Source organism: Bacillus shivajii, assembly GCF_020519665.1.
In the GTDB taxonomy this organism is placed as follows: Bacteria; Bacillota; Bacilli; order Bacillales; family Salisediminibacteriaceae; genus Bacillus_CA; species Bacillus_CA shivajii.
The window spans coordinates 759,031-772,304 of the sequence record NZ_CP084703.1 but is presented as its reverse complement, the minus strand read 5'-3'; the positions used below and the strand labels follow the sequence as shown (position 1 = coordinate 772,304).

The 13,274-nt window shown below is 39.5% G+C and carries 12 protein-coding genes; 3 read left to right on the top strand and 9 right to left on the bottom strand.

The annotated features are described in order from the left end of the window. Positions 1-8: 8 nt before the first annotated feature. Positions 9-851 carry a pyrroline-5-carboxylate reductase gene (gene proC / locus LGQ02_RS03730; protein WP_226516893.1) on the bottom strand — a complete coding sequence of 281 codons (843 nt, stop codon included), beginning with the start codon at positions 849-851 and terminating at the stop codon, positions 9-11. 383 nt (positions 852-1,234) lie between these two features. Between proC and LGQ02_RS03725 the strand changes: the two genes are divergently transcribed. Then, positions 1,235-1,663: a (deoxy)nucleoside triphosphate pyrophosphohydrolase gene (locus LGQ02_RS03725; RefSeq protein WP_319003512.1), complete on the top strand. Its 429-nt coding sequence runs from the start codon at positions 1,235-1,237 to the stop codon at positions 1,661-1,663. Between the two features lie 122 nt (positions 1,664-1,785). On the opposite strand, the gene LGQ02_RS03720 is transcribed toward LGQ02_RS03725, so the two are convergent. The 7 genes from LGQ02_RS03720 to LGQ02_RS03690 form a co-directional block, all read right to left on the bottom strand. Continuing rightward, positions 1,786-3,225, bottom strand: a complete 1,440-nt coding sequence (locus LGQ02_RS03720) for an amidase (protein ID WP_226516892.1) — start codon at positions 3,223-3,225, stop codon at positions 1,786-1,788. Positions 3,226-3,441: 216 nt separating this feature from the next. Beyond that, positions 3,442-4,053 (bottom strand): YesL family protein, encoded by a 612-nt coding sequence (locus LGQ02_RS03715; RefSeq protein WP_226516891.1) that lies wholly within the window; start codon positions 4,051-4,053, stop codon positions 3,442-3,444. A gap of 125 nt (positions 4,054-4,178) precedes the next feature. Further along, positions 4,179-5,669 (bottom strand): glycoside hydrolase family 32 protein, encoded by a 1,491-nt coding sequence (locus LGQ02_RS03710; protein WP_226516890.1) that lies wholly within the window; start codon positions 5,667-5,669, stop codon positions 4,179-4,181. Positions 5,670-5,712: 43 nt separating this feature from the next. Beyond that, positions 5,713-6,684, bottom strand: a complete 972-nt coding sequence (locus LGQ02_RS03705) for a PfkB family carbohydrate kinase (protein WP_226516889.1) — start codon at positions 6,682-6,684, stop codon at positions 5,713-5,715. 18 nt (positions 6,685-6,702) lie between these two features. Then, on the bottom strand, positions 6,703-7,557 hold the full coding sequence (locus LGQ02_RS03700; RefSeq protein WP_404802377.1) for a carbohydrate ABC transporter permease: 855 nt from the start codon (positions 7,555-7,557) through the stop codon (positions 6,703-6,705). A gap of 5 nt (positions 7,558-7,562) precedes the next feature. Beyond that, a complete protein-coding gene (locus LGQ02_RS03695; protein ID WP_226516887.1) occupies positions 7,563-8,462 on the bottom strand; it encodes a carbohydrate ABC transporter permease in 900 nt (299 codons plus the stop codon). 150 nt (positions 8,463-8,612) lie between these two features. Further along, positions 8,613-9,968, bottom strand: coding sequence for an ABC transporter substrate-binding protein (locus tag LGQ02_RS03690; protein WP_226516886.1), 1,356 nt, complete (start codon positions 9,966-9,968; stop codon positions 8,613-8,615). Between the two features lie 477 nt (positions 9,969-10,445). On the opposite strand from LGQ02_RS03690, the gene LGQ02_RS03685 reads away from it, so the two are divergent. After that, positions 10,446-11,435 (top strand): LacI family DNA-binding transcriptional regulator, encoded by a 990-nt coding sequence (locus tag LGQ02_RS03685; RefSeq protein WP_226516885.1) that lies wholly within the window; start codon positions 10,446-10,448, stop codon positions 11,433-11,435. 316 nt (positions 11,436-11,751) lie between these two features. On the opposite strand, the gene LGQ02_RS03680 is transcribed toward LGQ02_RS03685, so the two are convergent. Then, complete coding sequence (locus LGQ02_RS03680) at positions 11,752-12,669, bottom strand: aldo/keto reductase (RefSeq protein WP_226516884.1); 918 nt, start codon at positions 12,667-12,669, stop codon at positions 11,752-11,754. Between the two features lie 205 nt (positions 12,670-12,874). Between LGQ02_RS03680 and LGQ02_RS03675 the strand changes: the two genes are divergently transcribed. After that, positions 12,875-13,255: a hypothetical protein gene (locus LGQ02_RS03675; protein WP_226516883.1), complete on the top strand. Its 381-nt coding sequence runs from the start codon at positions 12,875-12,877 to the stop codon at positions 13,253-13,255. The last annotated feature ends 19 nt before the right edge of the window (positions 13,256-13,274 follow it).

Sequence of the window (13,274 nt, the reverse complement as noted above, 5' to 3'; positions counted from 1 at the left end):
TGTTTTTTTTACTGCAGAACCGCTACTTTCTCTAACTCTTCACTAATTTCTTTCGAACGATTCATCGCACCTTCAATAGCAGCTTTGATTGCTTCGCCGCCACCGTTTTCAGCTAAAGCTTCAAGTCCGGATGCAGTTGTTCCGTTTTTCGATGTGATATTCTTGCGTAACTTTGCTGGTGATTCATCACGCTCAAGCATCATTTTGGCAGCACCTAAAATTGTTTGAGCACCGATTTCTCTTGCTTGGATTGGATCCATACCATTTTCTTTCGCTGTTTTTTCGATATGTTCCATCAAGTAATAATAGTAAGCAGGTCCACTCCCTGCAATACCTGTAAACAAGTCCATCTGATCTTCTTCGATGACGTAAACTTCGCCAATTGCCTTCAGTAATTTTTTCGCAAGCTTCACATTTTTCATCGTCACGTTCTCACCTGGCGAAATCGCTGTTGCCGACTCCTGAAGCATGCTAGAAGTGTTTGGCATCACGCGAATCACTTGCTGACCTGACTGCAAATGCTCTTCCATAAACGACGTTGAAATCCCAGCTAAAACACTCATGACAACTTGATCTGGTCGAAGTTGATCTTTAAGCGACAATAGCGACTGCTCGGCATCCTTTGGCTTCATCGCAAGAACGATCACGTCAACCGACTCAATCGGTAAACGGTCGCGAACCATCCCTTGAATGCCATATCGATTATGCAATTCTAGTAATCGCTCTTCGTTGCTTCGGTTTGTAACAATGACTTCATGTGGTTCAAGTGTTCCCGTTTTTACGATACCAGAAATCATCGCCTCGGCCATATTTCCAGCACCAATAAACGCAACACGTATATTTTTAGACATTAATGTTCGTTCTCCTTTTTGTAAAAACAAAGATGTCGTCTCAAACCTCTGTTTTTTTAATCCAGTATCTATCGTAACATGCTGAATATTGACTTCAAGGGGTTGACACAAGGTAGTGAGGATACACGTCAATTAGTGAATGTAAGCGTTAACAAATAGAGTTTAAGGGGTCTTAATCACGATATATGCAACCTTAGGGAACGAGAGGGCATGAGAGGACAGTTAACTGTCCTCTCGTATGTTAATTCGCTAACACAACAGAGCGATTTTTTACTGACCGTAAGTTTTGCCACGGAATAATTCGATTACACTATCCTTAATAATAATAAAAACACCAAGTACCTGATGTTAGCAAAAAGTTCCTAACACTAAATGGTATAATCATGGAAACGATAAAAGCAGGAGCGATACACATGAAAAAAGAAGTAAAAGTGGTTGGCGCTATTATTGAAAATGACCATCAACAAATCCTCTGTGCACTTAGATCACCTCAGATGAGTATGGCAAACATGTGGGAGTTTCCTGGCGGCAAAGTGGAAAATAATGAAGACATCTTCACTGCACTCAAAAGGGAGATTCAAGAGGAACTAAGTTGTACCATTGAAACTACTAGCGAAGTGTTTCATGAACATATCCATGAATATGATGATATCGTGATTCAGTTGATTTGTATAAAGACTCACATTATCGCAGGCTCCCCCGTTCCACGTGAACATGCTAAGTTGATCTGGTTAAAACGAGATAATCTTGAATCATTGAAGTGGGCACCAGCAGATGTACCGGCGATGAAGAAGCTGATGGAACAGAAATAAGCTGTAATTCTATCATGAATTACAGCTCCAATGTTTTTACAACCCACCACTATATCCTAAAGCAGGGCCATTCATTTCTTACTATTTATTTGTTTCAGTGCTCAATTTCACAACCCTTGTGCCTAACATTTACATCTCACATAACCGCGGTGTTTTTGTTCAATGAGTTTACCGAGCTGGAAGAGCGCAAATTCGTTTTCGTTACCGCTAATTATCTGGATACTTACCGGCATGCCGTGTTCATCTGTGCCGGCTGGCACGACTAATGATGGCAATCCCCAGACGTTTGCGTAGGCAATGTATGGCATATAAGTTAGAAACGTTTTTCGAAATGAGAACAACTCTTTATAGACGGAGCCGTGTTTTTTCGCACCTGAATAATAAACAGGGTAGATGAGCAGGCGGTTTTGTAAGTAATCTGTGATTTGTTCATCTCCTACTTTGATCATCTCATTAATTTGTTCTAGTCGACTTTCAGAAGGCTTAAATATATTCGCGCCAATTAACGCCCATGATAAGTAAGCGTGCATATTTGTTTTCTTCGTTATGCGTTCTTTTATATATGTGGAAAAAATCCGTGGCTTTTGATTATGAAAAATAATATTTTTCATTTCTTCTCCGCCATTGATAGACATGATCTCCTGCCATACTTGACCACTCTCTTTAAAGTATGGGGGAATGTTTTTCGTGACAGTAAAAGATTTACGAACGGTACCTTCGACACTTGAAAGGATCGTATCTGTTGCTGCAGATAAAGGATATCCCGTTTCTTTTGGAAGCATCTCGATCGTAAAATCTGTTAGATCCTTTGATTTTGGTTTATGATCTGATATGATTTCATACATTTTTTCCATATCTGACACAGACTTTCCGATCGGTCCGATTCCGATCATACGTTGTTGTAACGGGTGGGTGACAAATGGAAAATGTCCTTTTTGTGATACGCGAAACATTCCTGGTTTAAACCCGACAACACCATTAAAATGACTCGGAAAACGAATAGATCCACCAATATCAGATCCGATCCCAACAGCTGCTCCTCCTGTCGCTAGCAGTGCCGCTTCACCACCGCTCGACCCACCAGCTGTTTTCGTCACATCCCACGGGTTGTTCGTCTTACCATAAAGTTTATTTTCAGTCTCTTGGCAAAAGCATAGTTCCGGCGTATTTGTTTTTCCTAGAATAATTGCGCCTTCTTTTTTTAGACGTTCTACAACAAGGGCGTCTTCCGTTGCCTTGTTATTTTTTAGGTCAACCATTCCGCCAGAAGAAATCATCCCTGAAACATGGAGTGATTCTTTCACACTAATTGGCACTCCATGAAGCATACCTGTTGTTTCGCCATTTTGTAATTGAAAATCTTTTTGTTTCGCTTCCTCGAGCGCTATATTGAAGCGGTCCTCTACGAGTGCGTTAATATTCGGATTTACTCTTTTTATGTGATTGATATACGCTTTTACAACTTCAACACTCGAAATCTTTTTCTCTTTAATAAGCATGGCAATCGTGCGTGCATCTAAATCTAACAACTCATTTTTTATACCTGCTTCTTCAACTCCCATACCTTTCCCCCTTTATACCTTTATAGAGCTGCAAAAGTCATTCTTCTATTTCTAGTTTTATCATAGCGAATGGAAAATAATGACTCAATAAAAATGCGTTTAAATTACATAAGACATTCTGCCAGAGCTAGTAATCAAACCTAAAAAAAAACACATAAGTTCACTCCCCTAAAACTCATGTGTTTCATCATTATACGAATTCAATCTAAGAATATGTTAGTCAGCTTCTTGTGCATTGCTATAAAACAATGACACACCCACCCACGAGAGTACACTTACACTGTAAAACGGTGCAATCGCAGGGAAAAACAAGATCGTTACTACAACAGTCGCAATTCCAAGAATGAGAGCAACTAATTTGAATGGATGCATCACCATCATCATCCACATTTGCTGGAAGTGGTCCTTTACATGAAAAGTTTCAGCTTCTCTTCCATACGCAATTGCAACAAGTACTAGCGAGCTCCACACTACCAAGATCAACATAATCGTGCTTACGAAAAAAAAGTAAAAAAGAAAACCTTCAAAATAGCGAATAATCGACATGTTCACAAACAATAAAAAGGTAAGTAGGATCGCTCCTAGTGCAACATTATTTGCTTTTAAAAAGACCCGTTTATATGTTTGAAAAAATGTTTTTATATACGGTGGGTTCTCCCCGTTCTTCCACGCTATAATTATCGTTGTCATTGCAATAAACGCCGGGTAAAAGCCAAAAACGCCTAAACCTAAAATTGTAAATGCTATCCACATGACATTAACGACGGCAAGTTTCATCAGCCAGTCAGAAACTCGATAAATTACTCCAGATGTTCCACCAAGTTGCATTTGCTTTCTCCCTTTCATCACCAAACGGTTCAAATGAATATTTTACCGTTTCGTCCCCATGTTGTAAATAAATCCTTAGTAAATGAAAAGGAACTGCCCCTATTGTAAGGTACAGTCCCTTATTATTATACCCATACAGATTTTAACGTTTTACCTGTAATGTGCAAGTTTACATCTTCTTTTTCGGCAAACGCTGAAATCACAAAATCACTGTTTTGTTTTGGAAGAACTAAGTTTGTTAATGTGATTTTTCCATTTTCTAAAAAGACTTCGATACTTCCTTTGTCAACAATGATTTGTAAATCCACCTTACCTGCTAATGAAGGAAGTGGAGCAGTCGTTTTTGCAGGAAATTCCTTATGAAAATGGCCATTAAACATTTCTGCCCGGTCTATCGTAAGCTTAGCGTTTTTTCGATCAAGGGTAATGGCTGCTGCTTCATTTTCCTTCGTATCAAACAAACGGATACCAGATGTGTTATCAGCAGAAATATCCACTTCTACTTCAAGCATAAACGGCTCATTTGGCTGAGACGTAATTATCACTTCTTCACCTTTGTTAACTCTATGTGTTTTATCAACAAATGTTTCATTTTCTAGGTTTTCAATCTCTTTAATTGGTTTTTGAATTAGAATAATATCTCCATCTTCACCTTTTTGTAGCGTGACTTCCCTAGGTAGACTCATTGCACTGCGCCACGGGTCAGTCGGCACTTCATTTGCATATTGCCAGTTACTCATCCAGGCAAGCCAAATGCGGCGACCATCTGTTTTAGGGATATCCGAAAAAGATTGTGTTGCATAGAAGTCTTTCCCGTAATCTACCCAACGAACTCGTTCTGGCTTATCTTCATTCTTAAAAGCTTTTCCGTCAAACTGCCCGACAAAATATTGGCCTCCTGAGCCTCCAGCATTTGCACCATCTTGGACATCTACTTGCAGTACCCACCGGGTTTCACCTTTGCTATCGTTTTCAATTGACAACTCAAACAAATCCGGGCATTCCCATACCCCATCGTGTGAACCTTCACCTTCGCCAAAGTTACTTAAATGCGTCCAATTTTTTAAGTTCGGTGAGCCGTAAAACATAATCTCCTGTCCTGCAGCAAGCACCATAATCCATTGACTTGTTTCATCATGCCACAATACTTTCGGATCTCTAAAGTCTTCAATCCCCGGGTTAGGAATAACCGGGTTCCCTTCATACGTTGTCCACGTACGCCCATTATCTGAACTATAAGCAATACTTTGCTGCTGTACTTCTTCAGTGGCACTAGTATAAATCGCAACAAGTCCATGACCGCCATTGAAAAATCCAGACGTATCATGCCAATCTACTACTGCACTCCCCGAAAAGACCATCCCTAGTTCATCAGGCTTTAAGGCAATAGGTAAATGTTCCCAATGAAGCATATCTTTACTTACTGCATGCCCCCAATGCATCGGGCCCCACTTGAGACCATCAGGGTGATATTGATAAAACAAATGATATTCTCCCTCATAGTAAACGAGGCCATTTGGATCATTCATCCAGTTTTTCTCCGGGGTGAAATGAAACTGTGGTCTATATGCTTCAGTATAATAATTTTTGTCCTTGTTTTGTTTTAAAACCGACAAATTCAACACTCCTAACTCTCTAACATATTTCTATATCAACCAATCAAGATGAAGCAAACTTCACTTCTTCAAAGGAAGGAAGAGCTGCAATTGCTCCTCTTCTCGTTGTTGTAAGCGCTCCGGAAACGTTGGCAAAAAATAACGCTCTCTCAATGTTAGCTTTATTTTCTAGTATTCTTCGAAAATCTCCTATGTCTTCTACTTGTTGGCTCAGTTTGTATAAGAGTCCACCAACAAACGCATCTCCAGCTCCTGTCGTGTCTACCGGTGTTACGGTTATCCCCTTCACAGCACCAGAAGTTTTCCTGGTGTAATAAACACACCCATCGGCGCCTTTTGTGACAACAATGATTTCTACGGAGCCAGTCATCAAACCAGAAACAGCCTTACGTTCATCTTTTATACTTGTTAAAAAGAAAAGCTCTTCTTCGCTCACCTTTAAAAGATGCGCTTTCGGAATCCTTTGTAAAATTTCGAATCTAGCCTCATCTTCACTCTCCCATAACGGAAGACGGATATTTGGGTCAAAACTAACAATGAAGTCATTGTCGTGTGCTTGCTTTATCGCTTCTAAAGTTGCCCCTTTGACCGGTTCATCAATGAGAGAAATCGAACCAAAATGAAAGATCCCTGCTTCTTTAAACCATTCTCTTTTTATCTCTGTTTTTTCAAGAAGCATATCTGCTGACGGCTCCCGATAAAACATAAAATCTCGTTCCCCATCTTGCTGTAAAGAAACAAAGGCTAATGCTGTTTTTGCTTTAGACGTCTTAACAAGATAATCACTGTAAACACCTTTATTTTTTAACGTCTCAATTAAATAATCACCGAAGGGGTCATCTCCTACTTTTCCGATCATGTACGATTTTCCGCCTAAACCTGCAATGGCAGCACTGACATTTGCAGGTGCTCCCCCAGCTACTTTTTTAAATTGCTCCACACCTTTCAATGGATGACCATTTTGTGTTGGGATAAAGTCGATTAACGCTTCACCTAAACATAATACTTTTGACATGATTACCTCCGCCTTGTCTTAGTTTTTCGACCCTGTATGAGCCAATCCTTGAACATAATAACGTTGTAGGAAAATAAAGATCAACAGCATCGGTATCGTCGCAACCGTTAAGGCTGCCATAACTTGCCCCCATTGAACGGGAGGTTGATTCATGAAAAACTGAAGGCCAATTTGAATTGTTCGCATACTGTCATCATTTGCAACAACTAATGGCCATAAGAAGTCGTTCCAGTGATTAATAAACAAGACAATCGCAACTGTTGCAAAGACAGGCTTTGAGAGCGGAACGATGATCCGAAAGAAAATCCCGATTTGAGAACACCCATCGATTTTTGCTGCTTCTTCTAGTTCTCTTGGGAAGTCTAAGAAAAACTGTCGGAATAGAAAAATCGCAAAAGCATTTGCTATAAACGGAACAATTAAGGCTGTATATGTGTTAACCCAACCGAGATTATAAACAAGTACATATAGAGGTAAGAAAATACTTTCCGGTGGGATAATTAACGTAGCGATAATGACTGCTAGCCAGAAGCTTCTTAGTGGGAAGTTGAATCTCGCTAGTGCATACCCTGCCATTGAATTGACAATAAGTCCAAAAAAGATAATCCCAATCGTATAAATTAAACTGTTCAGGATATAGCGAAATAAGTTCACACGTTCAAAGGCCATCAAATAGTTTTGTAAATAACCCCCCTCAATGTCCCCTGGCATTGGTGGAAGGAATGCCTTTATCGATGTCATGTCACGGAAAATTTGCACGTCTTGCTTAAACGATGACATGAGCATCCAGACAAGCGGGAATAAGAAGATGACAGCCAAGAAGCTCATAATGACATACAACAGTGTTCTTTTCATTAATTCGTCTTTTTTCACCTTCATTACCCCCTTTCCTCTTTTATGACAAATCTTTGGATAATCGTAATGATTAATACCATAACAGTAAATACCACGGCCATCGCAGATGCATAACCTACATCACGGTAGTTAAAGCCAACTTCATAAATATGGTAGACAAGAGATTTTGTCGAGCCTAGTGGACCGCCTTGTGTCATGATCATCGGTTGAACGAGCAGTTTAAATGCCGCAATCGTAATCGTAATAAAAATGAACATCGAAACATTCCGAAGGCCAGGCAACGTAACGTTTAAAAATTTCTGAAATGTATTTGCCCCGTCAATGTCAGCTGCTTCATACAAATGTTTCGGAATATTTTGCAGTCCGGCAAGAAAGATCATCATTTGAAACCCTGCCCCTTGCCATACAGACATGGCAATAATAGAGTTCATCGCTTGATCCGGACTCGTTAAGAAAGGTTGAGGCGGAATGCCCAATAACCCTAAAAACTCATTAATTAGTCCTTCATTAGGGTTGTACATAAATGTCCATAAGATCGAAACAACCACAAGTGACATGACGACCGGTGAAAAATAAGCCGTTCTGAAAAAAATCTTAAATTTTAAGTTTTTGTTTACTAATAACGCAAGTCCTAAAGCAACACTAATTTGGACTGGCACGACAAGTACTGTAAAGTAAAGTGTGTTCGCTAAAGCATTCCGAAACTCCAAATCACTTATGATCATTTGGAAGTTTTCTAATCCGATGAAGTTCACATCATTCGGACGAAGAATATAGAAATCTGTGAAACTATAATAAAAGGCAGCTCCCATTGGATATAAAAGAAAAATAGATAGCAAGAGCAGTGCCGGAAGGAGGAAAAAATAGCCGGTAACTGCTTCTTTTCCTTCTCTCGATTTCAAACTGTATTTTTTGCGAGCCATCTTTAGGATCACTCCCGTCTTTCTAGAAGTTTTTCAAGTTGTTTTTTCAAAACGCCTTTACCTGATTCTTTGAATCAACATGTAATAAAGATGGGGCTGACAAATTCATTCAGCCCCTACCTTTCTCAATCAAATCTAATGTATTTTCTCTTAGTCGTTAAAACGACGAAGCTCTCGCTCTACACGTTGCACTTGCTGATCTAATATCTCTTCAAGATCTTCACCAAGTGCCGCTGCATGGAATGCTTGTGCAAACGCATCTGTTAACACGGGGTATGCCGGAGTTTGCGGACGAGCTTGTGCTGTCCCAATAACTTGGTCACGGATAACAGACCAAGGCAACTCATCGTAACGGTCCATTGCATCAAAGGCGGAAATTCTCGCCGGTGGCATACCCGTCACCTCTGAAAGTCCTTTAGCTGACTCTTCATTTGTCATCCAGTGCATAATTTGGAATGCTTCTTCAGGATATTCCGTTGTCGATGTTACGCCATACGCCATACTACCTGATGGAGATACCGGTGTTTCACTATAAGGGTAAGGCATCATTCCCCATTCGAAGTCTGCGTCATCAGCAGATACAGCAATCCACGGACCACCTAGTGCCATCGCTGCATTTCCTTCTTCAAACTCCATCTCACCAGGTGTTAAATTGACAACACCTTCTTCAAATAGTGTTTTTACAAATTCTAACCCTTCGACTGTTTCTGGACTGTTTAAGTAACCATCAGATGTTGTTCCGTCTTCTGAAATAAGTGCTCCGCCATTTGACCATACAAATGGTGCACCCATGAACGTTAACCATTCACCAACACCATAGTTCATAAATAAGTTCAATCCGTATCGATCTTCAGTTGTTAATTGTTTTGATACTTCGAGGAATTCATCCCAAGTCCAAGCGTCTTCAATTGTTGTTGGCGCTTCAATTCCTTCCTCTTCAAAAATATCTTTGTTGTAATAAAGAGGAACAGATGCTTCCATTGCACCTAATGAATAAACCTGTCCGTCGTAGCTCCCCTGTTGAAGGATTGAGTCAACAAAGTCGTTACGATCTTCATCTGTCATATATTCATCAACAGCAAGTAAAATTTCTGCTTCAGCAAAGCTTGCCACATAAGGACCATCTAATGCTAAAACATCAGGTAAGTTTCCAGCTACAAGTGAAGCGTTGACTGCGTCACTGTAGGAGCTTCCACCATCATCAATAATAATTTCAACGTTCACATGGATATCTTCATGCGCTTCGTTAAATGCGTCGATTCGTTCAATGTAAAAGTTTGTTTCATCTTCTCCTGTTTGATGAATCCACATATCTAACATAACTGATTCATCACCAGAGGCCTCAACACCTTGATCTGCCTCTCCCGTTTCCACAACGTCAGATGGTTGTTCACCCTCGCCGTCTTGTTCCGGTTCTGCCGAGGAACCTTCATCATCACCACCACAAGCAGCCAACAAACCAAATGATAACGTCATCGGTAACATCCATTTCAGTGCTTTCTTCATCCCTTTTTCCCCCTAAAAGATTTTTTATAAAAATAATAACAACCATAACATACACTCTTCCGAACAATTTGTTTTCCAAAAAAAATTGTGTCAAACGTTACCACAAATGTTTATGAAAGAGCTTACATTTATGTTACACCGAGCTCTAAAGTATGTCAAACGTTTTCATATATTTTTTGTTTCAAATTAAGGGGTTAATTATAATAACACCTCTACTAAAGTAACAATAAACTAGATTCCCTTACACTTTTGAGAATTCCTATGTCTCATATAATTACTAGATAAAACAAATTTTATGTCAAACGTTACCACAATTGCACAAAAAAATTATAGTTGTTATCATTTTAAGACTTCATTAGGAATACGGATGTATTTTTGTTTTTATGACAATCGTTACCATAATTATGGTATACTGAGTAATACAAATCAACGAATCACATTCCAACTTGAGATGAGAATTGGACAAAGGAGACGACCATGGCAAATATTAAAGATGTTGCAAAAAAGGCTGGTGTGTCAGTAACGACGGTCTCACGCGTCATTAATAATAGAGGATACATAGGGAAAGAAACTAGAAGAAAAGTGGAAGAAGCAATGGCTGCAATCGATTATTCTCCAAACCAAATTGCTCGTGCCTTGCAAAGAAGTCAGTCTTATATTATCGGCATAATTGTTCCTGACTCTGGACACCCATTTTTTGCAGAACTTATTAAAAATATTGAAATGTATGCTTATAAAAGTAATTATAAACTGCTTGTTTGTAATTCGCTAGATGAAGCAGAGAAAGAAACAAATTATATTAGTATGCTTAAGGAAAATCGCGTTGACGGCATCATTATGTGTAGCCAAACATTAAACGTCGAAGAATATAAAAAAGTAAACTTACCAATTGTCTCATTTGACCGCATCATTTCAAATGATATCCCTTATGTAACATCAGACAACTTTCACGGCGGAGAATTGGCAACAGAACACTTAATAAATAAAGGCTGTAAAAAATTGCTACATGTATCCGGCCCATTAAATTTAGATGTATTGCCAAATAGGCGTGCTGACGCATTTAAGCTTACTTGTATGAAATATAATATCCCTTTTCATATAGTGGAAGGAGAATTTAGCAGACAAGCTTTCTCTTACTACCCTGAGGATTTTATTGAAGAAAAAGTCGCCGAGCAGTTATCAGAATATGATGGTGTTTTTTGTAGTAATGATATTTTAGCTTATGCTATTTACATTCATGCTTTGAAACAGAATATTAAAGTACCTGAACAGTTGAAAATCATTGGTTACGACCATAATCAGTTTACGAAGTTTTTACAAAATCCAAAGCTTACAACCATTAATCAACCTGCTGATAAGCTCGGAAAAGCGATATGCTCCAACTTAATTAAAATGATCGAAAATGAAGATAATGACGTAAACAACACCATTGTTGATGTGGAATTTATACAAGGTGAGACGACCTAAACAAAACTTGGCTTATCGTTAAAGAGATTCTTCGTAAGCGAAGTGTGCTTACATAGAAGCTCTTATGCTTTAGTGCAAGTCCTAATGGCGAAAGCCTTAGTTGCCACAAGCATAACTCCATTGATTAAACTTCGAGTTGCGACGAGTAACCGCAGGAGCACAAAGCAACAGCTTCGTCGAAATAACTCCGACCTGCGACGAGTAACCGCAGGAGCAGTTACTTTAATCCTTTAGCAAAGTTAAAAATTCTTAAAGTGTAAATAAAAAAAGCTGATCACCTGTTCATTAGGTGTCAGCTTTTTTTAGATACATTATCTTATGGCAGTTCATTTCCCGCTGCACGGTAAAGCTCATACCATTCTTCACGTGTCAATGTAATGTCAGATGCTTTCGAAATATCGGTGATTCGTTTAGGATTCATCGAACCGATGACCGGTTGTATTTTTGCCGGATGACGTAAAATCCACGCAATTGCGATTGCAGAATCTGTTACACCGTATTTTTCCGCAAGTTCCTGAAGTTTCGCATTAACTTCAGGATAATCGCTGTTTCCAATAAACGGCCCTTCAATCATCCCGTGCTGAAATGGGGACCACGCTTGAATCGTCATATCATTCAAGCGACTGTACTCGAGAACACTACTGTCACGAACAACCGACGGATCACGATGCATATTTACGTTAAAACCAGCATCAAGCATCGGCGTGTGCAAAAGACTGAATTGGAGTTGATTAATCATGAGGTCTTGCTCCACATGTTTTTTCAATAGCTCAATTTGCAGCGGATTTTGGTTACTTACACCAAAATGGCGTACTTTCCCGCTTTCTCCTAACGCCGCGAACGCTTCGGCAACTTCTTCTGGCTCCATTAACGCATCGGGGCGGTGTAGGAGTAAAATATCAATGTAGTCTGTGTCTAATCGTTTCAGACTTCCTTCCACAGAATTGATAATATGTTCTTTTGAAAAATCAAAGAAGCCGTTTCTGATGCCGCATTTTGTCTGTACAATGATTTCTTCCCTCGATACGTTTGACTTTTTCAACGCTTGAGCAAACACTTCTTCTGATTGGCCTTTTCCGTATATATCGGCGTGATCAAACAAGTCAATTCCCGCTTCTACAGACGTATCGATCACATTTGCTGCTTCCTGGTCGGACAACTTGTCCATTCGCATACAGCCCAGCGATATCTCTCCCGCTTTTAGAAGACTCGAACCTAACATCATTTTTTTCATCGTAAAACACCCCATCGAAAACTGTAGTATGTACTTTTATGTATCTTATTGACATCATAACACATTCGGTTGTGACCTTCTCGCGTGATAAATTCTTTTCGCACGTGATTCGCCCGGACCTAAATCCATCCGTTCACCAACGGATAGTTTTACATGTTCAGGAAAAAATAATAAATACATGATCTTTTAAAGGGGGGATTACAAGGTGAATATTGAAGAAGAAAAATCGCAACGAGAAGAGCATCAAGACGACGATACGGACAAACAATCAAGTAGAGTCACTAACTCAGAATATCCTTTTGACAAAGATTATCACCAGGCTCGTGCTACCAATGCAGAGTTTCCATTTGCTGAAGAGCCTGAAAGTACAGGAAGAGATTCTTCTCGAGAAAATAAGGTTAATCGAGAAAGTGATGATACTACTAGTGAAGAGCATCATGACCCTGAATTTTTCTTAGATAAAGAACAAATCGCAAGAATAGCTGAGGTTCAACGAGCAAACGAACTAGAAAATGGCCTTTTTGCATCTGAACATGAACGGATTCGTGTTGAGGATAATGAGTTAACTGACGAGGAAGAGCGCTAATCGTTTTTGTCCGATGCCA